Origin of the sequence: Herbaspirillum sp. SJZ106 (assembly GCF_006715495.1) — a bacterium.
Lineage (GTDB): Bacteria > Pseudomonadota > Gammaproteobacteria > Burkholderiales > Burkholderiaceae_D > Herbaspirillum.
In genome coordinates, this window is the sequence record NZ_VFNI01000004.1 from 230,122 (window position 1) to 254,145 (window position 24,024).

General features: G+C 63.1%; 20 protein-coding genes. 10 read left to right on the forward strand and 10 right to left on the reverse strand.

Going from position 1 to position 24,024, the window contains the following annotated elements; all coding sequences use genetic code 11:
- Window positions 1–7: 7 nt before the first annotated feature.
- Both FB598_RS14210 and FB598_RS14215 read right to left on the reverse strand, forming a co-directional pair.
- Window positions 8–2,236, reverse strand: coding sequence for an FUSC family membrane protein (locus FB598_RS14210; RefSeq protein ID WP_141915585.1), 2,229 nt, complete (start codon window positions 2,234–2,236; stop codon window positions 8–10).
- A 236-nt stretch (window positions 2,237–2,472) separates the two neighbouring features.
- Window positions 2,473–3,003 (reverse strand): PaaI family thioesterase, encoded by a 531-nt coding sequence (locus tag FB598_RS14215; protein ID WP_141915583.1) that lies wholly within the window; start codon window positions 3,001–3,003, stop codon window positions 2,473–2,475.
- Between the two features lie 425 nt (window positions 3,004–3,428).
- Here FB598_RS14215 and aceA point away from each other — a divergent pair, with 425 nt between their 5' ends.
- On the forward strand, window positions 3,429–4,736 hold the full coding sequence (aceA, locus tag FB598_RS14220) for an isocitrate lyase (RefSeq protein ID WP_141915580.1): 1,308 nt from the start codon (window positions 3,429–3,431) through the stop codon (window positions 4,734–4,736).
- A 132-nt stretch (window positions 4,737–4,868) separates the two neighbouring features.
- On the opposite strand, the gene FB598_RS14225 is transcribed toward aceA, so the two are convergent.
- From FB598_RS14225 to modA, 3 genes are read right to left on the reverse strand one after another with little or no spacing between them, the layout of a single operon-like run.
- A complete protein-coding gene (locus tag FB598_RS14225; RefSeq protein ID WP_141915577.1) occupies window positions 4,869–5,546 on the reverse strand; it encodes a sulfate/molybdate ABC transporter ATP-binding protein in 678 nt (225 codons plus the stop codon).
- 52 nt (window positions 5,547–5,598) lie between these two features.
- The gene (modB, locus tag FB598_RS14230) at window positions 5,599–6,273 is read right to left on the reverse strand and encodes a molybdate ABC transporter permease subunit (protein ID WP_141915574.1); all 675 of its coding nucleotides are present in this window, start codon (window positions 6,271–6,273) and stop codon (window positions 5,599–5,601) included.
- Window positions 6,274–6,299: 26 nt separating this feature from the next.
- On the reverse strand, window positions 6,300–7,058 hold the full coding sequence (modA, locus tag FB598_RS14235) for a molybdate ABC transporter substrate-binding protein (protein ID WP_141915571.1): 759 nt from the start codon (window positions 7,056–7,058) through the stop codon (window positions 6,300–6,302).
- 263 nt (window positions 7,059–7,321) lie between these two features.
- On the opposite strand from modA, the gene FB598_RS14240 reads away from it, so the two are divergent.
- The 4 genes from FB598_RS14240 (at window position 7,322) to FB598_RS14255 (ending at window position 12,070) form a co-directional block, all read left to right on the forward strand.
- Window positions 7,322–7,675 carry a winged helix-turn-helix domain-containing protein gene (locus FB598_RS14240; protein WP_141915569.1) on the forward strand — a complete coding sequence of 118 codons (354 nt, stop codon included), beginning with the start codon at window positions 7,322–7,324 and terminating at the stop codon, window positions 7,673–7,675.
- Between the two features lie 9 nt (window positions 7,676–7,684).
- Window positions 7,685–9,421, forward strand: a complete 1,737-nt coding sequence (locus FB598_RS14245) for a ClcB-like voltage-gated chloride channel protein (protein WP_141915566.1) — start codon at window positions 7,685–7,687, stop codon at window positions 9,419–9,421.
- Window positions 9,422–9,681: 260 nt separating this feature from the next.
- On the forward strand, window positions 9,682–10,569 hold the full coding sequence (locus FB598_RS14250; protein ID WP_141915563.1) for a 23S rRNA (adenine(2030)-N(6))-methyltransferase RlmJ: 888 nt from the start codon (window positions 9,682–9,684) through the stop codon (window positions 10,567–10,569).
- A 154-nt stretch (window positions 10,570–10,723) separates the two neighbouring features.
- Window positions 10,724–12,070: an EAL and HDOD domain-containing protein gene (locus FB598_RS14255; protein ID WP_141915561.1), complete on the forward strand. Its 1,347-nt coding sequence runs from the start codon at window positions 10,724–10,726 to the stop codon at window positions 12,068–12,070.
- A 142-nt stretch (window positions 12,071–12,212) separates the two neighbouring features.
- Here FB598_RS14255 and FB598_RS14260 read toward each other — a convergent pair whose 3' ends face one another.
- Together FB598_RS14260 and FB598_RS14265 are read right to left on the reverse strand one after the other, a co-directional pair.
- The gene (locus tag FB598_RS14260; RefSeq protein WP_141915558.1) at window positions 12,213–12,848 is read right to left on the reverse strand and encodes a hypothetical protein; all 636 of its coding nucleotides are present in this window, start codon (window positions 12,846–12,848) and stop codon (window positions 12,213–12,215) included.
- A 24-nt stretch (window positions 12,849–12,872) separates the two neighbouring features.
- On the reverse strand, window positions 12,873–13,760 hold the full coding sequence (locus FB598_RS14265; RefSeq protein WP_141915554.1) for a methylglyoxal synthase: 888 nt from the start codon (window positions 13,758–13,760) through the stop codon (window positions 12,873–12,875).
- A gap of 243 nt (window positions 13,761–14,003) precedes the next feature.
- On the opposite strand from FB598_RS14265, the gene greB reads away from it, so the two are divergent.
- Complete coding sequence (greB, locus tag FB598_RS14270) at window positions 14,004–14,558, forward strand: transcription elongation factor GreB (protein ID WP_141915552.1); 555 nt, start codon at window positions 14,004–14,006, stop codon at window positions 14,556–14,558.
- A 123-nt stretch (window positions 14,559–14,681) separates the two neighbouring features.
- Entirely contained in the window at window positions 14,682–16,022 is a 1,341-nt protein-coding gene (locus tag FB598_RS14275) for a DUF3422 family protein (protein WP_141915550.1), read from the forward strand.
- A gap of 29 nt (window positions 16,023–16,051) precedes the next feature.
- Here FB598_RS14275 and FB598_RS14280 read toward each other — a convergent pair whose 3' ends face one another.
- Window positions 16,052–18,583 carry an aldo/keto reductase gene (locus FB598_RS14280; protein ID WP_141920753.1) on the reverse strand — a complete coding sequence of 844 codons (2,532 nt, stop codon included), beginning with the start codon at window positions 18,581–18,583 and terminating at the stop codon, window positions 16,052–16,054.
- 13 nt (window positions 18,584–18,596) lie between these two features.
- Window positions 18,597–19,538, reverse strand: coding sequence for a glycosyltransferase family 2 protein (locus FB598_RS14285; RefSeq protein ID WP_141915548.1), 942 nt, complete (start codon window positions 19,536–19,538; stop codon window positions 18,597–18,599).
- Window positions 19,539–19,761: 223 nt separating this feature from the next.
- Between FB598_RS14285 and FB598_RS14290 the strand changes: the two genes are divergently transcribed.
- The 3 genes from FB598_RS14290 to FB598_RS14300 are packed head-to-tail and all read left to right on the forward strand — an operon-like array spanning window position 19,762 to window position 23,252.
- Window positions 19,762–20,595 (forward strand): WecB/TagA/CpsF family glycosyltransferase, encoded by an 834-nt coding sequence (locus FB598_RS14290; RefSeq protein ID WP_255464028.1) that lies wholly within the window; start codon window positions 19,762–19,764, stop codon window positions 20,593–20,595.
- A gap of 46 nt (window positions 20,596–20,641) precedes the next feature.
- Window positions 20,642–22,048: an undecaprenyl-phosphate glucose phosphotransferase gene (locus tag FB598_RS14295; protein WP_141915546.1), complete on the forward strand. Its 1,407-nt coding sequence runs from the start codon at window positions 20,642–20,644 to the stop codon at window positions 22,046–22,048.
- Window positions 22,038–23,252, forward strand: a complete 1,215-nt coding sequence (locus tag FB598_RS14300; protein ID WP_141915544.1) for a GNAT family N-acetyltransferase — start codon at window positions 22,038–22,040, stop codon at window positions 23,250–23,252. The genes FB598_RS14295 and FB598_RS14300 overlap by 11 nt, the downstream gene beginning before the upstream one ends.
- A gap of 4 nt (window positions 23,253–23,256) precedes the next feature.
- Here the strand turns inward: FB598_RS14300 and FB598_RS14305 are convergent, their stop codons facing one another.
- Window positions 23,257–24,009, reverse strand: coding sequence for a polysaccharide deacetylase family protein (locus tag FB598_RS14305; protein ID WP_141915541.1), 753 nt, complete (start codon window positions 24,007–24,009; stop codon window positions 23,257–23,259).
- Window positions 24,010–24,024: the final 15 nt, after the last annotated feature.

A 24,024-nucleotide genomic window follows, 5' to 3' on the forward strand; every position in this document is an offset into this window, starting at 1 on the left:
CAAGGGTTCAGTTCTGCTGGCGCAGGATATGGTCGATGGCGGCGGTCTGGACGACGATTTCGCGCAAATCCTGATTGAGCAGGCTGGTGCGGCGCTGCAAGGTATTCCAGCCAGACCACGCGCTGGCGTCGGCCGGCACCGGTTCCGGGGTGACAGGCCCGATCAGTTCGATCTTGGCCGATAGCGCCTTGTCTTGCGGCGCTTGCGGCGAGACGGTCACCGCGCCGCTGCGTTTCTTCGACTTCGGCGCCAGGATGCGCTGAGCCTCCGCCAATTGCTGGCTGGCTTCCAGGTAAGTGCTTTCGATCAACTGGTTGACCGCGCCTTGCGGGGTATTTTCCTGATGGCGCCGCAACATCAGGCGCAGGGCGGCAATGTGCGCCGCCACCAGGTAGTTTTGCACGATGAAGCGGTTGAGCTCCTTGACTGCGCGGTGCTTGGTCACCGGCTCATCCATCATGCGCACCAGCGCCGAGATCAGCGCCGCCAGGCTATCCATGAAGCCCTTGCGGCATACCCGATAGAAAAAATCGTCCTTGACCTTGCCTTCCAGCATGTCGCGGCTGGCGGTCAGATAACGCTGGCTGGCCTTCAATACGTTGCGCAGCAGCTTGGGCAGGTCGCGGTATTCCCAGGCCGGCAGCACGTAGCTGAAGATAGTGGCGATCACCACCCCGATCACGGTGTCGATCAGGCGCTCGCTGACCACGCCCTGGTGGCCGGCCGGCAGCAGCAGGTTGAGCAGCATCAGGATCTGCACCGAGGCGGCGATGGCGGTGTAGCGGTATTTCACGTAGGTGAACGCGGGCGCGGCGACGCTGGCGGCGAACAGCACCGCCATCAGGCCCATCGGGTTATGGACGAAGCGCAGGATCAGCGCCGTGATCAGGCAGCCGATGATGGTGCCGATCAGGCGGTCGGCCATGCGTTGCTTGGTGGCGCTGAAATTGGGTTTGAGGATGATGACGATGGTCAGCACGATCCAGTAGCCGTGCGCCATGTAGGGCAGGTGGCTGGAGATCCACAGGCCTGTGGTCACCGCCAGCGCGACGCGGATGGCGAAGCGGAAGATCGGCGACTGCCAGCGCAGGTTGACCAGCAGCATGTTGAACTTGAACTTCTGCTGGGTCAGGAACGGCGTCATGTCCGAACCGGGCAGGATCGGGATGGGGTCGACCGGGTTCTGCGTGGCCTGGTGCAGCTGGCCGATCAGTTCGATGATGTCGCGGATCTTGTTGTAGGTCACGCGGAGGATGGTCAGGGCTTCTTCGGAGGCCCGGTTCGGCCCCGGCTGGGCCATCTGCTGCATCTCGTACTGGATGGCGCGCAGCTCGGCCTTGTAGTTGACGGTGGGGGAGGAGGCTTTCTTGCGGGTGATGGCGTAGGCGATCGATTCGATGTCTTCGGCGGTCTTGTTGGCCAGGTCGCGCAGGAAGATCATCACATCCTTGTCGCCGAAGTGGTCGCGCAGGAAGGCGTAGTCGGCGTGGGTGGACAATACCTGCTCATAGAGCTCCAGCATCGACAGGTGCACTTGCACCAGCAGGCCGTCCTGCTTGGTATAGAGGTCGCGCAGGATCAGGTCGCGCGAGGCTTGCTGCTTGTCGGCCACCACGATCTGCTGGCGCACCAGCTGGTTGAACTGGGCGGCGAGGTCGTGCCGCACATCGTAGAAATCGGCCTTGATGCGCAGGTAGCGCGCCAGTTCGAACAGGGCTTCGGCCAGCACCTGCTGCTTGATGCGGCGGCGCAGGAACCATGACACCACCATCGAATAGGCCAGGTAGCCGAGGCCGCCGCCCAGAAACAGCACGCAGTTCGCCAGCGCGGCCGAGATCGGCACCTGGTTTTCCATCGACAGCGTCATCACCATCAGCGCGGCGAACTGCAGCGGCATGGTCTTCTTGCCATAGACCACCATCATGCTGGCGAAGAAGCTGACCACCACCATCATTGCGCCGACCAGCCAGGGCACCGGCGCGCACAGGCTGATGAGCAGCATCACCAGCGTACACAGCAGCACGCCGGCCAGCATCTCGTTGAACTTGTGCCGCAAGGGGCTGGGCAGGTCCATCAGGCTGGTGCACAGGGCGCCGAGGAAGACCGTCATGGTGGTCGGCATGTCGGCCACGTTGTACACCAGCATGGTGAGGCCGACCACCCCGATCGCGATTCGCACCCCAGTATAGAAATAATGACTGAATAGAAATGTGCGGATGTCCAGGGCGTAATGCATGAAGACTATCGACGTTGGATCGCCGTTCAATTTTAGTAGGCGTTCATTTTGTGCCTTCTTCGTCGATTAAACAACCGAGCGGTGGCGTTGCCGCAAAAAGAAATTGGTGGAACGAAAGACGGCCGGCCCGGTCGGCGCGCTCCGGAGCGCAGGCGCGCGGCTATTACCCCGGCGCTTTCGGTACGCGGAAGATCGGGAGGGGGAATACTGCGTGAAGTTTTTTCACTTCCGGCGCTTCAGGGCAGGGGAAAGACCAGGCAGGTCGTGGTCGCGTGGGCATACAGGCGGCCTTCGGCATCGATGATGCGCCCCTCGGCGATGCCGACCTGCTTGCCGACTTGCACCACGCGGCCTTCGGCGCGCACCGGGCCGGTCTTCTCGGTCAGCGCCCGCACCAGGTTCACTTTCAGTTCGAGCGTGGTGTAGCCCATGCCTTGCGGCAGCACCGAATGCACCGCGCAGCCGACGGCCGAATCCAGCAGGGTGCAGAAATAGCCGCCATGCACGCTGCCCAGCGGGTTGTAGTGGCGCTTGTCGGGCGTGCCCTGGAATACGATGCGGCCCGGTTCGCCTTCCACCGGGATGAAGTCCATGGTCTGGCCGATGGGCACCGAGGGCAGCAAGCCGTCCCAGATCTTCTGCAGGAAATCCATGCCGCTGCCGGCCTTGAGGTCGGCCATGGTGGCTACGCCGGGCGGCGCCAGCTTGGCGCGCACTGCCTCTTCCTGTTTGCGCCACAGCGCAAGCGTCTCTTCTTTGGTCGTCATGTTTCCTCCGGGCTGGCGCCCTCGATGTGAATGGAATGCCTTGTCTGGGTAGGTGACTTTTATTATGCAAGAGGTGGATGTGAACGTCAAAAATTTTCGAACGATCGTCTTAATCCTCAATGGATCGCCTGTGCCGCAACGGCAAAACCTGTGCAAGGCGGCCATATTTCACGATGAGAATTTTTCATTTCGTATTGTGAAAAGTGCGGGTGCGAAGCATCAAAATGATTTTTCATTTCCAGAAATTTCGTTCCGTATCGCAAAAAACAAAAAATAAGTATTTGATTTTATTGGTATAAAAAAATTACCTATGTCTTATACAAGACATTGTTGCTCTGCACATGGCGGGACTACTATGAAGTCATGGAATTCGCGATTTCATCCGATTTTTAAACACTTCAACATTGACGAAAAAGGAGATCACCATGAGCACACGTGAACAGCAAATCCAGGCACTGGAAAAGGATTGGGCAGAAAATCCCCGCTGGAAGGGCATCAAGCGCAACTATACGGCCGAGGACGTGGTCCGCCTGCGCGGCTCGGTGCAGATCGAGCATTCGCTGGCCAAGCGCGGCGCCGACAAGCTGTGGCACCTGGTCAACAACGAACCCTTCGTCAACGCGCTGGGCGCCCTGACCGGCAACCAGGCCATGCAGCAGGTCAAGGCCGGCCTGAAGGCGATCTACCTGTCCGGCTGGCAAGTGGCGGGCGATGCCAACCTGGCCGGCGAAATGTATCCCGACCAGTCGCTGTATCCGGCCAACTCGGTGCCGATGGTGGTCAAGCGCATCAACAATACCTTTGCCCGCGCCGACCAGATCCAGTGGTCCGAAGGCAAGAACGACATCGATTTCTTCGCGCCCATCGTGGCTGATGCCGAGGCCGGTTTCGGCGGCGTGCTCAATGCCTTCGAACTGATGAAGTCGATGATCGAAGCGGGCGCCGCCGGCGTGCACTTCGAAGACCAGCTGGCTTCCGTGAAGAAGTGCGGCCACATGGGCGGCAAGGTGCTGGTGCCGACTCGCGAAGCGGTCGAGAAGCTCAACGCCGCACGCCTGGCGGCCGACGTCATGGGCACCAGGACCCTGGTGATCGCCCGTACCGATGCCGAAGCGGCCGACCTGCTGACCTCCGACGTGGATGCCAACGACAAGGCCTTCCTGTCGGGCGAGCGTACCGTCGAAGGTTTCTTCAAGACCCATCCCGGCATCGACCAGGCCATCTCGCGCGGCCTGGCCTATGCGGAGTACGCCGACATGGTCTGGTGTGAAACCGGCAAGCCCGACCTGGCGTTCGCCAAGACCTTCGCCGAAGCCATCCACGCCAAGTTCCCGGGCAAGCTGCTGGCCTACAACTGCTCGCCGTCGTTCAACTGGAAGAAGAACCTGGACGACGCCACCATCGCCAGGTTCCAGCGCGAGCTGGGCGCAATGGGCTACAAGTTCCAGTTCATCACGCTGGCCGGCTTCCATGCGCTGAACTACTCGATGTTCAACCTGGCGCATGGTTATGCCCGCAACCAGATGTCGGCCTTCGTGGAATTGCAGGAAGCCGAATTCGCCGCCGCCGCCAAGGGCTTTACCGCGGTCAAGCACCAGCGCGAAGTCGGCACCGGCTACTTCGATGCTGTGACCCAGGCGATCCAGCAGGGCCAGTCGTCGACCACTGCGCTGCACGGTTCGACCGAGGATGAGCAGTTCTTTGAAGAACAGATCGAAAAGAAGGTTGCCTGATCGCCTGAACAGATTTGAGTTGGTTGTATGTTGTGCTGTGTGAAACCGGCTTGACTCCAGCGCAAGCCGGTCGGGGTATCCCCCATCCTGGAACCGCACCTCAAAAGGGTGCGGTTTTTTTTCATGGTGGAGTCAGGGTGAACGCTGTGCCTGGATGCGCCCGTCGCGTATTTCGAACACTTCGTCGCCCAATGCCTCGACATCGGCCGGATCATGCGTGATCAGGAGCATGTGCACGCCTAGGCGCTGCTGCAGTTCGGCCAGTTCGCGCCGCATGCGCTCGCGCAACGACGGGTCCAGCGCGGAGAAGGGTTCATCCAGCAGCAGGATGTCGGGTTCCGACGCCAGCGCGCGCGCCAGCGCCACGCGCTGCCGCTGGCCGCCGGAAATCTGCGCCGGACGGCTGCCGGCGATCGCCTGCAACTCAAATGCCGTAATCCATTGTTGTACCGCGGGATGCGCAGCGGGCCGGCGCAGGTTGAAGCAGCCGCGCGCCAGGCCGAAGGCGATGTTCTGCGCCACCGTCAGGTGTGGAAACAGCGCGTAATCCTGGAACAGGTAAGCCACGTTGCGCTCCTGCGCGCGCACGTTGATTTGCTGCCGCGCATCGAACAGCGTGCGGCCGTCCAGCCGGATGTGGCCGGCGTCGGGCGTCAGGAGCCCGGCCATGGCCTTCAGGGTCAGGCTCTTGCCGGAGCCGGACGGGCCGTACAGCACGATGCGCTCGCTGTCGGAGGCGAAGGCGATGTCGAGTTCGAACACGCGGTCGCCGGCGCGCAGTGTCTTCTGGATCTGGAGTTCGACGCTCACGGCAGCTCGGGATGGGGTTGGAAAGTGGGGCGCATGGCGGGATAGGCGGAAATCAGCGCAACGTAAACCGGGCGCGGTCCGGCACCAGCCGGCCGGCCAGCATGAGGATGACCACGCAAGTGATGGAGGTGATCACCACCAGCATGGTGGCGGCGCCGTCGTCGCCCGCCTGTACCGCTTCATAGATGGCCACCGACAAGGTCTGGGTGCGGCCGGGCAGGTTGCCGGCGACCATCAGCGTGGCGCCGAATTCGCCCAATGCGCGGGCGAAGGCCAGCAGCACGCCGGCGGCGATGCCCTTGGTCGCCAGCGGCAGGCTGACGCGGAAGAACACGCCGGCTTCCGACACGCCCAGTACGCGGGCGGCGTTTTCGAGCTGGTGGTCGACGTTGTCGAACGCGGCGCGGGAGGCCTTCATCACCAGCGGGAAGGCGACGATGGTGGAGGCGAGCACCGCGCCTTGCCAGGTGAACACCAACTGGATGCCGAGGCTTTCAAGCCAGGCGCCGAATGTGCCGCGGCGGCCGAACAGCACCAGCAGGTAATAGCCCAGCACGGTGGGCGGCAGCACCAGCGGCAAGGTCAGGATGGAATCGACCAAGTCGCGCAGCGGCGAGCGCCAGCGCGACAAGCCGTAAGCCGCGGCCACGCCCAGCACCATGTTGAGCAGGCTCGCCAGCCCGGCGACCTTGAGCGAGAGCAGCAGCGGCGTCCAGACGGGATGCATGGCCTTGGGTCAGCGAGCGCCGGTCGTTAAGGTTGCAGGAAGCCGTAGCGCGCCAGCACGGCCTGGCCGGCGGGCGAGAGCACATGAGCGATGAACTTGTCGGCCAGTTCCTGGTGCCGGCTGCCGGCGGTGGCGGCGATCGGATAGGTGGCCGGCGAATCCGACGGGATGCGGATGGCGACCCTGACCTTGTCCGGCATCACGGCGGCATCGGTGGCGAACACGAAGCCGGCATCGACTTCGCCGCGCGCCACATAGTCCAGGCTGGTGCGCACATTCTCGGCCATCACGGCTTTGGCCTGGAGCTGCTGCCACAGGCCGGCGCTTTCCAGGGCGGTCTTGGTGTAGCGGCCGAACGGCACGGAAGCCGGATTGCCCAGGGCGATGCGCTGGTAGCCGGGCTGGCTCAGGTCGGCCAGCGCAGCCGGCTGCAATTTGCTGTCATGCGGCACGATCAGCACGATCTGGTTGGCGGCGAAGTTCTTGCGGGTCGCCGGATTGACGGCTTTTTCGGCAACCGCCTTGTCCATCGCCGCCTGGTCGGCCGAGGCGAACACGTCGGCCGGGGCGCCGCGCACGATCTGTCGCATCAGGATGTCGGAAGCGCCGAAGTTGGTGATCACCTTCACGCCGGGGTTCTGTTGCTCGAACGACTGCGCCAGCTCCTTGAAGGCATTGGTCAGGCTGGCCGCGGCCGATACCACCAGGTCGGTGGCATGGGCGACGCTGGCGGCAAACATCAGGGCGGCGGCAAAGGCGAGTTTCAGGCGGGGGCGCTTGAACATCGGTAATCCTCTCGGTTCCGGTATGAGATGGCCTGCCATCGGCATCCGGCCGTGCCGCAGGCAAGTAAAAGCGCGCGGGCCGATGGCCGACGCGCGCTTGTTGGATGCCTCGAAATATACGCAAGGATATAGCGCTCGTCAACTGCGGGCAGCGCGGCGGCGTCCCGGGAGCGCGGCTGTCCAACCGGCGCTTGTCGCCGCATCGTTGCTGTCGCAGCACGGCGATGTTGGATGTGCCGGGAGGCCCTTGTACAATCACGCGCATGACTTATTCCAAGACCATCAGATTGCGCGTGATGCAGGGCGACACCATCGCCTTCGGCCCGGGGAAGGCCGATCTCTTGCAAGCCATCGAGCGTACCGGGTCGATCTCCGGCGCCGCGCGCGAGATGGACATGTCGTACCGGCGCGCCTGGTTGCTGGTCGAGGAAATGAACCGCTGCTTCTCCAGCACGCTGGTGACGACCGCCACCGGCGGCGCCCGCGGAGGCGGGGCGGCGGTGACCGGGCTGGGTCGCGAAGTGCTGGCGCGTTACCAGCGCATGCAGAAGAAGGCCGAGGCCAGCATCGCCGCCGACCTCGGTTACCTGCATTCGCTGATGAACGATCACCGATAGGCGCGGACGATGCGGGAAATCTGGCTCAAATATCGTCTGCGGGTGCTCAATGCCTGCCGCGTTTCGGAAAACCATTCGATGTTGCTGTGGGGCGCCCTGGCTGGTTTCGTCGGCGCGCTGGCAACTGTCGCCTTTCGCGAGAGCATCGCGCTGCTGCAATTGCTGCTGACCGGCCATAGCGGCAGTTTCGTCGAAATCGCCAAGGGGCTGCCCTGGTATATGCGCATGCTGCTGCCGGCCGCCGGCGGCATCGTGGCCGGCTTGTTCCTGGTGTGGGCCCGGCGCGTGCCGGCCGGTGGCGGCGGCGACTACATGGAGGCGGTGGCCATCGGCGATGGCGCCATTCCCGTGCGGCACACCCTGTTGCGCAGCATGTCGTCGCTGGCGACCATCGCATCAGGCGGCTCCATCGGCCGCGAAGGTCCGATGGTGCAAATGGCGGCGCTGTGCGCTTCGCTGGTGGGCAAGTTTTCGCATTTCCCCGCATCGCGGCTGCGCCTGCTGGTGGCCTGCGGCGCCGCCGCCGGCATTACCTCGGCCTATAACGCGCCGATTGCCGGCGCATTCTTCATTACCGAGATCGTGCTCGGCTCGCTGGTGATGGAGAGTTTCGGCCCGGTGGTGGTGGCTTCGGTGGTGGCCAACATCACCATGCGCGAGCTGCCGGGCTACAAGCCGGCCTATGAAATGCCCTTCTTCCCGGATGTGGCGGGTTGGGAAATCCTGTTGTTCGTGATGCTGGGTGTGCTGGCGGGCTTGCTGGCCCCGCAATTCCTGCGCACATTGGAGTTGGGGCGTGCGGCCTTCGGCAAGTTGCGCCTGCCGTTGCCGGCGCGCCTGGGCGTGGGCGGTTTGCTGGTGGGCCTGATTTCGGTACAGGTGCCGGAAGTCTGGGGCAACGGCTATAGCCTGGTCAATTCGCTGCTGCATACCGACTGGATGTGGCAGGCGGTGCTGATGGTCTTGCTGATGAAGATACTGGCGACCACGATCACGGTCGGATCGGGGGCGGTGGGCGGCATCTTCACGCCGGTGCTGTTCGTCGGGGCGGCGGTCGGTTTCCTGTTCGGCGGTGCGGCGCAGGCGCTGATGCCGTTTCATATGTCGCAGCCTTTCGCCTATGCGATGGTGGGGATGGGGGCTTTCCTGGCGGCGGCGTCGAATGCGCCGTTGATGGCGATCCTGATGATTTTCGAGATGACCCTGAGCTACCAGGTGGTTCTGCCGCTGATGCTGTCTTGCGTGGTGGCCTATGTCGTCGCCCGCGGCCTGGATGGTCGCTCGATGTATGACATCACGCTCAAGCGCCATCGCGATGCCGAAGAGCGCCTGCGGCTGCGCGGCACCCACATGAGCGAACTGATCCGTCCCGCCGAAACGGTGCTCAAGGAAGACGCCAGCATGAAAGACATGAGCGCGATGTTCCTCAAATACCCGGTCAAATATATCTACATCGTCGATGACGACGGGCGTTACCAGGGCGTGGTGGCGCTGCAGGATCTGACTTCCTGGCTGCTGGACAAGAAAGACGACACCGGCCGCAAGGCCAGGGATTTCCTGCGCCGCCATTTCCTGCATGAGGTGACGCCGGACATGTCGCTGGGCGAGGCGTTGCAGCTGTTCCTGGATCATCAGGGGGAGCGTTTGCCGGTCATCGCCAATGCCGACGATCCCAGGTTATTGGGGGTTGTCTACAAGACATCCTTGCTTGACGCCTATTTCCGGCTCGACCGCGCGGGTAATTGAGCCGCGTAAATTTTTGTTAAGCATTAACATGGCCATGCCAGCCGCGAATACCTTGTGCGCCGCCTGTCCGGGCGAGATACCGGCATGGATGCCAAGGCGGCGGGGTGTTATCCTGATGCGCTGTTTCTTTGTAACAATTGCAGCCTGTGCGGTTTACTGGCATCGTATCCTTGCTAGAATGCCAAACGTTTCTTCTGTCGTACGATAGTCATTTGCCAACTCGTACGACTTCCACCTTTTTATAAAGAGCACAATTTCCCATGCTGAGTTATCGCCACGCTTTTCATGCCGGCAACCACGCCGACGTCTTGAAGCACATGGTGGCGATTCAGCTGATGCGCTACCTCGGGCAGAAAGATGCTGCCTACATGGTCATCGACACGCATGCCGGCGCCGGCGTATACGCTCTCGACAGCGACTATGCCAGCAAGAATGCCGAATACGAGACCGGTATCGCCCAATTGTGGGGCCGCAAGGATCTGCCGCCGGCGGTCCAGGAATATGTCGATCTGGTGCGCTCGCTCAATCCCAGCGGCAAGATGCGCTACTACCCCGGTTCGCCTTATTGCGCCGAGAAGGTCATGCGCGAACAGGATCGGTTGCGCCTGTTCGAATTGCATCCGTCCGAAGGCAAGGTGCTCGAAGATAATTTCCGCAAGCTGGAAGCCCACGCGCTGGCGCAAGGCCAGCGTCCCTCCGCGCGCGGCAAGCGCGTGATGGTGTATCGCGCCGACGGTTTCGCCGGACTCAAGGCGCTGCTGCCGCCACCTTCGCGCCGCGGCCTGGTGCTGATCGATCCCCCTTATGAAGACAAGCGCGACTACACGCACGTGGCGCAGGTGCTGGCCGATGCGCTGACGCGTTTCCCGACGGGGATGTATGCCGTCTGGTATCCGGTCTTGCAGCGTAATGAGTCGCGCCAGTTGCCGGAGCGGCTCAAGCGCCTGGGCGCCAAGAGCTGGCTGAATGTGACGCTGGCCATCCATGGCCCGGCGCCCGACGGCTTCGGCCTGCACAACAGCGGGATGTTCATCCTCAATCCGCCATGGACGCTCGAGCCGATGCTCAGGGAGGTCATGCCTTACCTGGCCGATGTGCTGGGCACCGACGACAGCGCCGGCTTTGTCTTGGAAGCGGGGGAGGCGTGATATGCTGGAACGCTGCCTGTTTTGTGATTTTTTGTGATTTTCTTCCGGTGACATTATTTCAGGTGGCCGAAGCGATGCCGAATCGGCATACAATGTGCGGCATTGCCGAAAATGAAGAATCGTTACCAAGCTTGGGGCTCCTAAAATAAGAACCATGTCAGACCAGCCATCCGACCAGTCCAGCCCTGCGCACCACGCTCTGGATTTCTTCCTGGCCCGCCAGCCTATCCTGAACCGTGAGCAGGACCTGATCGGCTACGAACTGCTGTTTCGCAGCGCCGCTTTCGGCCCCGCCAACGTGAAGGACGACGTCACCGCAACAGCCGCGGTGATCGCGCATGCCTCGGAGCTGGGCCTGTCCAACGTCATCGGCAACCTGCAAGGCTTCATCAACGTCGATGCAGCGGTGCTGATGAGCGACTTCATCTATTTCCTGCCGACCGACAAGGTGGTGCTGGAGATCCTCGAAACCGTCAAGGTCACGCCGCAGCTGGTGGAGCGCGTGCGGGAGCTGGTCAAGGCCGGTTACGTGTTTGCGCTGGATGACGTGGTGGCCGAATCGGAAGAAATCGAAGAGCTGCTGCCCTTGGTCAAGATCATCAAGATCGACGTCATGGAGGTCGATCCCAGCAAGCTGCTCAAGCTTTCCGTACACTTCAAGCGCGCCGGCAAGGAACTGCTGGCGGAGAAGGTCGAGACCCTGCAGCAGTTCAACGATTGCGTCACGTTCGGTTTCGATTACTTCCAGGGCTATTACTTCGCCAAGCCCATGATCCTCCAGGGCAAGAAGCTGGAAGCCTCGAAGGTGGTGATCATGCACCTCCTGACGCTTCTGGTGCGCAATGTCGACAATGGCGAGATCGTGCGCTACATCAAGCGCGACGTCGCCTTGAGCCTGACGCTGCTGCGCCTGGTCAACACCCCCGTCTACGGTTTCCAGAAGTTCATCGATTCGCTGGGGCAGGCGCTGATCGTGCTTGGCCGTCGCCAGCTCAAGCGCTGGCTGCAGATCCTGTTGTTCGCCAATACCGACAAGAACAAGGCGCATACCCTGTCGCCCCTGATGATCCTGGCGGCCACCCGCGGCAAGATGCTCGAACTGGTCACCGCGAAGATCCGTCCGGGACGCCGCAAGATGTCGGAAATGGCGTTCACGGTCGGCATCATGTCGCTGGTGGATGCGCTGTTTGGCATGAGCATGGAAAGCGTGTTGCGCCAGATCACGGTCAGCACCGAGATCCGAGAGGCGCTGCTGCGCCGCACCGGCTTTTACGGAACCGCCTTGAAGCTGGTCGAGTGCACCGAACAGCGCGAGCAGAACCAGGAAGAAATGCAGCAACTGCTCGATGAACTGGGCCTGTCCGCCGACGACTTTTTCGAGGCCGAAAAATACGCCTTCGAGTGGGGCAACAGCATCTCGACCAATAACATCGGCCAGGCGCCCGGCGGCTCGATGGCGCCGCCGCCGGACGGCTATGTCGACGACGATGACGACGATTGAGGATTAGGCGCCGGGCCGCACCCGGAGCAAAGACAAGGCCGCCGTGCAGATGCATTGGCGGCCTTGTCTTTATGGCCGGCCGCTGGCGGGGGGCCGGCACCCGGCATTCCGGATCCGATGACGCGCCATGCCAATGGCGGTTTCAGTTGGAGCGGAATTTACGCCATTTCCTCATGCGTGCGGCCAGGCGCCGGAACAGGCGCAGCAAACGTGCGCCCCCGGAGCGCGGCGAACCGCTCAAGCGCGATTTGGCGGTTTCGATGGCGCCGCGCACCGTGCGCTGCAGGCTTGCGATCGATTTCTGTATCTGCTGCCAACCGGGGCTGGCGTACAGGTGGGCAATCATCCTGTCCTTGAACGCGAGGATATTGTCATGGGCGCGTTGAAACCATGCCAGCGACAGCATGCTGCGGCGCGTGAGCGCGTAGATGCGGGCCACCAGCGCCGTGCCCAGCACCTTGGCGGCGAGGATGATGCCAACGCCCAGCGTCGGGTGGCCGTGGGTGATGGAGAGCAGGGCGAGGATCTTGACCGGCAACAGCAGCAGGGTCGGCGCCAGGAACACCAGCAACGCCGCATAGGGCGAGAGCCGTTGCACCCAGTGCTGCAATTTCACCAGGAAAGGCCAGGCGGGAATGCGCGCCAACAGCGCCTGGGTGACTTCCCACAGCCATTCTTCCAATATCAGCAGCAAGGCCGCCAGGTAGATCAGCGGCGCCAGCAAGCGCCGCCGCCATCTTGACGGACGGCGGGGAGGAAGAGGTGGGGGAGTCGACATGGCAGCGTCGGCGCAGGCCGGGGCTCAGACCTGGCGCGCTCCGATCAGCGACAGCCAGCGGTCGCCCCATTTGACGTCGCTCATGCAGGAGGCGTAGTCGGTCACGGTGCGCGCGGCGCGTTCCAGCAACTGGATGTCGGCCTCGTGCTGGCGCGCCACATGCGGGTCTTCCAGGAACAGCACGCGCCGGCACTGGTGTTCCAGGATCAGCTCGGCGATCTGCGCATCGCCTCCCAGCGGGCCGGAGAGGAAGGGCTTGACCCAATGGCGGCCGGCTTCGCCCTTGATCTTCATGGCCAACTGGTTGAGCTGGCCGCCGGTGGTGCCGGTGGCGCAGCGGAAGGCGAACTTGTCGAGCACGTCGAAATGCTTTTCGGCCAATTCCAGCATGCGCGGCTTCATCGCATCGTGGGCGATCAGCGCGATGCCTTCCTGCTCCAGTTTGAATCGGCTGTCCAGCGCCGGGTCGGCGATGCCGCCGTTGGCGATGGACTCCAGCTCCAGCCATTCCTGGGCGCCGGCCAGCGTCGACAGGAAAGGCTTGCCGTGGATCACGCACTGGCGCTTGAGCGCCACCGCCTCGGGGAAGGTGGAGGAGGGATCGACCGGGTCGATCAGATAGATCACCGCATCCAGCGTGCGTTCGGGATCGGCATCCACCGTGCGCGAGACCAGCTTCATCAGGCCGCCGTTGCGCCCGTAGGGAAAGCGCACCAGATGCGGGTAGCCGGGCAGCAGATCCATCTGGCCGATGGCGTCGAGGGTGCGGCCGACCACGATCAGTTCCGGCTGCAGCGCTTCGATGCGATGGCGCGAGCCGGCCAGCAGCCGGACCAGCGCGGAGTCGGGGGCGTCCTGGTGGGCGCGGTTGGCAATCAGGCCGATGCGGTAACGGGGAGCAATGGAGGACATGGATGGTCGCTTGATGGAAACGGACAAGAGGAATGGCGTTACCCGGAATTATCGCCGAGGGCGCGGCAAAGGGCGAGGGGCCAGGCAAGAAAAGCCGGCAAAGGCCATGCGGCACGGTAGCACAGTACAGCAAAGGGGGCGTTTGCCCCCGCAACTGTACCCTCGCTGCTTCCCGCATCCGGCTACAATGGCATGTAAGCCATGCGCTGCGCGGCTGCAGCCCAATTGAACCGAATATTGCAGATGAACAAGGCCTTTGTAAAAGAATCCGACGGCGATGACGATGATGAAATCGCCTTGCCCGCCATTCCCGCAGGGTCCAAGAATTACATGACGCCCCAGGGGCATCGGCGCATCAAGGACGAGCTGCTGCAACTGATCGACGTCGAGCGCCCGGAGGTGGTGCGCATCGTCTCCTGGGCCGCGTCCAACGGCGACCGTTCCGAGAATGGCGATTACCTGTACGGCAAGAAGCGCCTGCGCGAGATCGACCGCCGCATCCGCTTCCTGACCAAGCGCCTGGACCTGGCCGAGGTGGTCGACCCCACGGTGCACCATGGCAGCGACCAGGTTTTCTTCGGCGCCACCGTCACGTATGAAAACCAGCGGGGGGAATCCCATACGGTGACCATCGTCGGCATCGACGAGCTCGATCCGCTCAACGGCAAGATCAGCTGGGTTTCGCCGGTGGCGCGCGCGCTGACCAAGGCGCGCGAAGGCGACGAGATCGTGTTGCAGACGCCGTCGGGCATCGAACAGCTGGTTATCCTGGAAGTGAGTTATCCGGCGCCGCAATAAGCGCGGCGATTACGCTCGGACAGGTACCCATCACCGGAAAGAAATAATGCGCGCCGTTCCCGGCATGCTTTTCGCATGCGTGCAACGGCGCCAAGCCAGTTCAACATCATCTGCGGAAAACCCATGTCTATCGTCTATGCCAGCCTGAACCATTCCCAGCGCGTCGTCCTGGCGGCCGAGGTGCATTCGCGCCCGTTCCTGCAACTGACCCTGTCCGAGACGCTCACGCATCTGGCCGTCTACGTGCGCGAGGAGGGCAACGGCAACCGGCACGCCAAGACCCAGCACGCGCTGCTCGAAGCGCTGTGCGCCCATTTCGGGGTGGTGGCGCCCGGCGCCGAAGCCAAGCATTTTTATCATGACTTCGGGCGCTTCCGCCTGAAGTGGGAGTGCCATACCGAATTCGCCACTTACACTTTCGCGCAAGCCCATGAGGAGCCGTTGTCGACTGCCGAAGCGTTCGCCCGCGCGCCGCTGTCGCACATTCCCCAGCAATGGCTGCTGTCGTTGCAGGGCAAGCTGATGGTGGCTGCGCATGTGGTGGTCGAACCCGGCGCCGACGACCTTGCCGATACCGCGCGCAGCATGCAGCGCATCTTCGAAGGCAAGTTGATGAGTTCCAGCAAGGTCTTGCAGGGCGGCGAGATCTGGACCGATTTCCAGATCCAGTCCGACGGCTTTTCGCGTTTCGTGGTGCGCGACATCGGCTTGCGCGAACTGCAGGGCGGCCGCCTCGCGCAGCGCATCCTGGAGATCGAGACCTATCGCATGATGGCCTTGCTGGGCCTGCCGCACGCCCAGCAATCCGGGCCGCTGCTGAACCAGGTCGAAGGTGACCTGGCGGCCTTGACCGCGACCATGGTGCAGTCCGAGCAATCCATGGGCGGCACCCCCGAGGAGCATGCCGAGGATGAACGGATGCTGCGCAAGATCACCGGGCTGGCCGCGCGCATCGAAAAGCTGTCGCTGGAAAACAGCTACCGTTTCTCGGCCTCGCAAGCCTACTTCCAGCTGGTGCAGGCGCGTATCGAGGAGTTGCGCGAGCAGCGCATCGAAGGCGTGCCGACCATCGGCGAGTTCATGGAACGCCGGCTGGCGCCGGCCATGAATACCTGCCAGGCCGTTGCGCGCCGGCAGGAAGCGCTGGCCGAGCGCATCGCCCACACCAACGACTTGCTGCGCACCCGTATCGGCATCGTCCAGGAGCAGCAAAACCGCCAGATCCTGCAATCGATGAATGCGCGCGCCGCGCAGCAGTTGAAGCTGCAGCAGGCGGTCGAAGGCTTGTCGGTGGCGGCGATCTCGTATTACGTGATCGGCCTGATCGGCTACGCCGGCAAGGCCGCCAAGGCGGCCGGCCTGGCGGTCAATCCCGACCTTGCCACGGGCCTTGCGGTGCCGCTGGTGGCGGCTTGCGTGTGGCTGGGATTGCGCCGCATGCACCGGGGGCTGGACCGCCATTGACGCCGCTGCGGCGGCCCTGAACCTGGCCTTTATTCCCCCGCCAGGCCGGGCAGGCTGGCCAGTTGGGCGACCCGTTCCAGTTTGCGTGTGGAGACGATGATCGAACCGCTCGCGTTGCGGGCCAGGGCCTGGGTCAGCTTGACCGGCGCCGGCACCGCGCGCGTGGCGGCATCGGTCATATAGCCGTAGGTGAATTGCAACGGGCGCTGGTGCGCCTGGAGCAAGTCGGCCTGATGCAGGCTCAGGCTGTCGCGTACCTGCACCAATTGCGTCAGCCCCGGGCTTTGCTCCAGCATGGCGGCAATGGCCGCGGCTTCCCCCGCGATGCCCCAATAGCGGATTTTCCCGGCCAACACCAGGCTCTCCAGCCAGCGCTGCCATTCATCGGAGGCGATCAGTTCAGCCACCGGCTCATGCAGGTAAAGGATATCGACATGGCCGCGCCGCAGCCGGCGCAGGCTTTGCTCCAGGCTGGCCCGGGCGCGCGCCAGCGACCAGTCCACGACCGGCTGGTTGAGGCTCTTGATGAACTTGCCGGCGACCTTGCGCAGCAGGATGTCCGGCACCTGGGGACTGGAGCCGGATGGGCCGTAGAGGCCGACCTTGGTGGCGATCGTGATGCCTTGCAGCTCGCTGGCGGAAAGCTGGCCGAGGCTTTGTTCGGCCAGTCCGAAGCCGTAGTAAGGCGAGGTATCGAAATGCGTGAAGCCGGCGTCGATCGCCGCGCGCAGCAAGGCCAGGCGCTGTTCCTGCCTGAACAGGTGGTGCAGGCTGGCGGTGCCGAAGGAAAAGCGGCTGACAGCCAGGACGGTGCCGGGGATGGTGATTTTCTTCATGGGCGGAATGGGGGGATTGTCCTGGCCCGATGTCGGTAGCGGGAACGGATAAAACGAAGGGATGGCGCTGCGCTCCTGCGCTCCGCCGGCCAGGCGCGCGGCCAGGCGCACGCCCATCGCCACCGCGAGGAAGGTCGGGTTGGCTTCGCCGGTGGTGGGGAAATTGCTGCTCGATGCCACATGCAAATGCGCCACGCCATGCACCGCGCCATTGCGGTCGACCACGCCGGCGCCGGGATCGGCGCTCATGCGCGTGGTGCCGGTCTGGTGGAAGCCATCGGAGGCCTGTTCCAGGATATGGTCGAGGCGTTGTTCGGGCGGCCGGTGATAGGCGACATGACCCATGCCCGCCGCGCGCAGGTTCTGGTCCAGCACTTCGTGCGCCCGCAGCACCGATTCGGCATCGGCCGGCAGGTAGCGGAAGTCGATGTGCAGGCGCGGCCTGCCATAGGCATCCTGTTGCTTGGCCAAGGTAACCCGGCTATCCGGATTGGGCAATTGTTCGGCGTGATAATTCAGTGCATAGGTGCCGCCCTCGTTGCGCAGCACGAAGCCCGGCTTGCGGGTCGGCGACAGGTAGCGCAGGTGCAGGATGTCGAATACGTCGGCGACGGCGCGCCAGGGCCGTCGCAGCACGTTCAGCATATGCGCGCCATAGCGGTATGGCGGAGGGCCGATGTGTTTCAGGCGGATCGCTTCGCTGAGCAGGCGGCGGCCGAGCAGCGGGACGGAGAGCGCGAGGAACACCAGCGACAAGGTCGGGTTGCGGTGGCGCTCGTCGTAGAACGGCGGGTTGTCGGCGAAGAACGAGGTATTGAGCAGTTGCCGTTCGCGCTGCACGCGTTCGGTCAGCGTGAAGCGGCGGCGCACATAGGTGCCGGTCTGGTCGAGTGAGAAGTCCAGCGCCGTGAAGGATTTCGGCTTGGTCAGCACCAGGCTGCCGATGCTGCCGAAAATATGCCCCATGTAATAGCCGCCGAGCGGTCCGCCCTGGCCGCCGAACAGTCCGGGCATGTCTTGTGCCCGGCGCGCCTGTTCGGCCAGTAGCAGGCGGGTCGTCTCCAGCCCGCCGCAGGCCAGCACGTAATCGCCGGCATGGACTTCGATGGCTTGGTCGACATGCCGCACTTGCAGGCCGCGCAGGTGGATGCCGCCGTCGGCTTGCGGTATCAGGTCCAGGCCGGTGACCGTCGCATCGCACAGGATATCGATGCCCGGCGTGGCCAGTGCCCAGCCGCCAAGCTTGGGCGCCAGCTTGGGCTGCTGCGACCAGCGCTCCAGCTGCGAGAGCTCGATTTCCGGCATTGCGGGCCAGTCGGATGGAGAGCGGAACAGCGCCTTGCTGCAATCGAGGAATTGCGCCGCCGCCGGATACCAGGGCAGCAGTTCGTCGAGCCCAATCGGCCACCCGCTGCCGGGCACGAAATCGCGCGGGGCGAAATCGATCGGCTCGAACGGCACGCAACGGCCACCCCATAACCAGGAGCCGCCACCCAGGCCGCGCTGTGTGGCAATTTCCATCGGCGCATGGCGTTGCGCATCGGCGATGTGGGCCCTGACATGTTCTTGTCCGGTGTCGTCGCACTCACTCGTTCCCGATTCCAGGAGCAGTACGCGCGCGCCGCGCGCCCGCGCTTCCAGCGCCATTGACAGGCCGACCGGGCCGGTGCCGACAATGCATAGGTCGTAACAATGGTCGGCGCTCAGGCCGGACAGAATTGCCATAAAGGCCCCCCGATTAATTCTTTTTACCGAAAAAATGCTGCTTCAGACGCTTCATTTGCCATGCACGCAGGTAGCGCCGGAATTCGGGGTTGTCGTAACGCGGCAGGCCCCGCAGCGCCGACAGGAAATAGCTGTAGATCATCAGCAGGCCGCCGATGACGACAGGCTTTTCGCGCATGCGATTGATGCCGGTGGCGATCGCGTAGAGCGGGTGGTACCCCATATACCAGTTGCCGCGCCCCCAGCGCAGGCGTCCCTCGTAGATATGCTTGTCGGACGAGCCCATGATCCGGTGGTGCCACAGCCAGGCTTGCGGATCGTAGTAGCAGAAGGTTTTCCAGCCCTTCATCCAGGCCGTATGCACATCGATGCCATCCCATGACAGATGCTGCACAAAGCCGCCGATGTCCTCGAAGGCATCGCGTCGGTACAGTTTGAACTGGCCGGCGACTTGTTCATCGATATGGCTTTCCTCGATGTACTTGCCGTCTTCGTAGCGATAGACCTTGCCCGATACCGCGGCCAGTTTTGGGTCTTCGCTGAATTTTTGGAACATGCGTTCCAGGTAGCGCGGGCCGAACGACATGTCGCCATCCAGCTTGGCGATGTATTGGTAATCCTTGTTGAGGATGTGTTCGACGCCGAAGTTGAAGGCCGCCACAACGCCGCCGCCCAACTTGCGGAAGCCGCGATCCTGCCGGGGAACCAGCCGGATGAAGGGAAACTTCGCGGCATATTCGCGCACGATGTCGGGCGTCTGGTCGGTCGAACCGTCGTCCACCAGGATCCATTCCAGCGGCCGGCATGTCTGCGCGACCATCGAATCCATGGTCAAGCGGAGATATTGGGCCTCGTCCCTCACCGGCGAAATGATGACCAGCGGAACGACACGCGGGTCATCCGCCGGGGGCGCGGCGACCGGCTGCAACGCTTCTGCCTGTTGGAGAGCGTTCATGCGCGGGCAGCGGAAAGAGGACGTGGAGACATGACAGCTTGCTATCGGGACGGTTTCAAGTTTTCTTAAAGTCCTGAAAATCGCGTTTTTGTCGGCATTTCCAAGAATTACCGACGAAAAGCATCATAAATTTATTTAACGAGCTATCGCTAGAATTGTTAAAATAATGTCAATTTTATACCATTTTATCGCCCGATGAGCTTTGGGGAAAGCGATCCGATCAATGGAAGGCATCAGTGCAATGCAGACACAAGCGGCGCCAGCGAGGCTGAACGCGACGGCATTTCCGACTGTGCCCTTGTTTGGGCTGGATATTTGCGCGGTCCGCTTCGATGAGGCGGCCGACGCCTTGTTTGCCTGCGCCAGCGCCGGCGCGCGTCCCGCCCGTGTGATCGTCACGCCCAATGTCGACCATCTGGTACGGCTGCAGGATGCGCCCGCCGAATTCACCGAGACGTATCGCGGTGCGGATTACATTTTCGCCGATGGCATGCCCGTGGTGTGGGCCAGCCGGCTCCTGGGCCGGCCCTTGCCGGAGCGCGTTACCGGCGCAGACCTGTTCGTGGCGCTGGCGCAACAGGCGAGCCAGGCCGGGATGCCGGTCACCGTCATCGGCGGCATGCCGGGGCAGGAAGAGATGCTGCGCGCAGCGTTCACACGCGTTTATCCGGGGATGCCGCTGGAGCTGTTCTGCCCATCGATGCAATTCGACCCGCTGGGTGCGGAGGGGATCGAAGCCCGGGACCGGATCAATCGCCAGCGGCCCGGGATCGTGTTCGTTTGCCTGGGCATGCCCAAGCAGGAACGCTGGGCGTTCGCCTGGCAGCAGCAACTGGATGCGTCGCTGGTGCTGTGCGTCGGGGCCGCAATGGACTTTGCGCTCGGCTTCAAGCGGCGGGCGCCGCTGTGGATGCAGAAAGCCGGACTAGAGTGGTTCTGGCGGCTGGCATCGGAGCCGCACCGCTTGTGGCGGCGCTACATCATGCGGGGATCGCGTTTCGTTGGCTTGCTGGCGCGGGAGCTGAGAAAAAACCGCAAAGGCAAGGCCGGCCGCTGAACGGCATTCGAACCGACCCGGAAGGTCATTACGACAGGAGTGGAACGTGGGTTTTTATCGCGATACCAACAATCACCATATTGCCTTGTTTGGATTTATCGTCGGTGCCATTTATGCCGCCGTCATCGTGCTCAGCCTGATGCTGTGCGCGACGTTCTATGAGCCGGCACAGTTCACGACATTCCGTTACATCGGCTTGCTCGGCATGATCGGCGGGTTCCTCGTATTCAGCGATACGCGCCGTTTCGAAATCAACAATGACGCCTGGGCGATCCACGGCATCGGCAGCATTTTCAAATCCTGGCTGACGGTGTATTTCTCCATCGTGCTGCTGGTCTACCTGTCCAAGACGGGCGAAAACTACTCCCGTATCGTCATGCTTGCCTGGCTGATCGTCACGCCGGTGGCGCTGGTGCTGGCCTCGATTCTCACCCGTTACTGGGCATTGCGGCTCTACAACTCCAAAGAGCAGCGCCGCTCGGCGGTTTTCGTCGGCTTCAGCGAGGACTCCCAGCAACTGGCAAGTTCCTTCAAGAGCGCCAGGATCCTTGGCATCAAGCCGGTCGGATTCTTCGACAACCGCCAGGGAGTGCAGCGCATCGGCGATGCCCTGCCGCGCCTGGGGGCGCTGAGCGATGCCTCGGAATGGCTGCGCAAGAATCCGGTGGATGTCGTGTTCATCGGCCTGGTGCATGTGCGCGCGGCCGACATCCTCCCCATTATCGATTCCCTGCACGACTCGGTGGCTTCGTTCTATTTCGTGCCGGAGTCCAAGCTGTTCGGCCTGGGCCATATCAAGTACGAAGAGTTTGCCGGTGCGCCGGTGCTGTGCGCTTACGAAACCCCGTTCATCGGGCTGGCGCGCATTTTCAAGCGATTGTTCGACGTGGTGCTGGCGGCGCTGATCCTGATCCTGCTGAGCCCGCTGATGTTTTTGATCGCCATCGGCGTCAAGCTGTCATCGCCGGGGCCGGTGATTTTCAAGCAAAAACGCTATGGCGTGGGCGGACAGGAAATCGTGGTGTCCAAATTCCGCACCATGCGCAGCGACCTGCCGCCCGAAACCGGCGAGGTCAAGCAGGCGACCGTGGACGATGTGCGCGTGACGCCGCTGGGCCGCATCTTGCGCAAGACTTCGCTGGATGAGTTGCCGCAGTTTCTCAACGTGCTGGAAGGCTCGATGAGCATCGTCGGCCCGCGCCCGCACGCGGTCCAGCATAACGAGCTCTATCGCCGCCAGGTGAAAGGCTATATGCTGCGCCACAAGGTCAAGCCGGGCATTACCGGATGGGCGCAGATCAATGGCTTGCGCGGCGAAACCGATACCTTGGAGAAGATGCAAAAACGCATCGAATGCGACCTGTACTACATGCGGCACTGGTCGCTGTCGCTTGACCTGAAGATCATCCTGAGGACAGTCCTGGTGGTATTCAAAGGCCAAAATGCGTATTGAACCGGCCGCCATGCCGGTTGTCGTGCCTGGCCTGGCCCCGGGCGCGTTGCAGGTACGCGTGTTCACTTCGCTGGAAGCGGCGCAGGCGCGCTGGGAGGCGGCCGGGCAGGCATGCGCCGGCTACGGCTTTCAGCGTTTCGCCTGGCTGGCCCACTGGCAGCGCCAGTTGGGGCAGCGGCAGGGATGGCGACCGGCCCTGACCGAAGTCTGCGACGCCGGCGGCCGCACGCTGATGTTCATCCCTTTCGGCCTGCTCCCTCAGGCCGGCTTGCGCGTGCTGGGGCTGCTCGGCGGCGAAGTGACCGACTACAACGCCTGCCTGGTGCATCCCGACTTCGCGCGGCAGGTTCCGGCCGATCGCTGGGAAGCGTTTTGGCAGGCGCTGCAACCTGCGCTGCCGCCGTTCGACCTGGTGCGCATCAGGCGTTCTCCATTGCAGATCGAGCATCCCGCCAGCGGCGAAATGTTCGACAATCCGTTGACCTATTGGCCGCAGGCCCGGGCCGCCTGGCAACTCGAACGCGCCCATATCGCGACGCTGGGCGAGAGTTTCGGGGCCTTCCAGAAAACGCGCAGCGCCAGGATGTTTGCCGATACCCGCCGCCAGCGGCGGCGCCTGGAAGAACTGTGTCCGGGCGGCGTGCGCATCGTACTGCGGGCGCAAGGCACGGAACAGGATGCCATCGTGGCGGCCATGGCGCGCCAGAAGGCGCGGCGCTGGCGCGAAACCGGCAGCCGCGACTTATTCGCCGAACCCGGCTATCTGGACTTCTACCGCGGCCTTGCCACCGATTGTGGCGGCGCACAGGGCTGGGTGCAGGTATCGGCCCTGTTCGTCGGCGACGAGATCGTCGCCACCCATTGGGGCATTGGGCACGGGCGGCGCTTCTACTGGATCATGCCCGGTTATGAAGACGGCCAATGGGGACGCTACTCGGTCGGCCGGGTATTGATGGAGGCGGTGCTGCAGGATTGCATCGCCCGCGGTTTCGCCTTGTTCGACCTGACCGTGGGCGACGAGGCCTACAAGGCGCAATGGGCCGACCATGAACTGGCGCTCGCCAGTTTCGAAGCCGGCGTCAGTTGGCGCGGCAAAGGCGTGGTGGCGCTGCGTCGCCTCTGGCACGCCGCCAGGGAGAAGGCGCGCGGTCATCGGGGGTTGCGCAACCTGGTGCGCCGCCTGAGCGGCAAGGTGCCGTTGTAGTTCCTTATCCCACCTGGGACTCCCAATAATCGATCGCCGCCCCAACCGGCAAGACCTTGCAGCCGGCCTCGAGCGCCGCCTTCACCGCCTGCTCCAAACGTTCGGGAGGATAGCCGAAACGGCTGGGCGGATCTTCCACATCGTGCGTGTTGAGCACCAGCCAGCCTTTGCGGGCGGCGGTTTGATCTACCAATTCTTCGTAGGAAGGCGTCCCGATCGTTTCTGCATACAGGCGGTAGGTCTGGATCGCGTTCAGGTCGACCTCGCCGTAATGCGGGCCGCCGCCGGTGATGCGGCTGGAGCGGAAGCGCCGGCGGCAGATCCGTTTGGCGCCCAGCGCGTAGGCGCCGAACGGGTAAGCGAAATCCAGCCGCTGCAAATCCACGCCCAGATGTTCAAGAAAACGCGCATTGCGGTCCAGTTCCGCCGTGAGCTTATCGGCGCCGAGGGTGTCGCAGCGGATGTGCGAATAGCTGTGGCAGCCGACTTCATGCCCGCTGGCCAGCAGCCGGCGCAGTTGTTCTTCTGAGTGGCAGGGTTTGCCTTCCTCCAGTTGGCCGGTCAGGCCGCCGGCGACGTAGAAGGTGCCGCGTGCTCCATGCCGTTCCAATGCTGCGGCTCCAGCTTCGCAGGCTGAGGCCGGCACGTCGTCGAAGGTGAAGCTGACCACGCCGGCCGGCCCGCGCAGGGGCAGCATATTGCGCTGGGTATGGCGGGCGAGCAGGCGGCTCAGGCGCAGTGCAATAGAGGGAAGCATGGTGATGGGATCGCG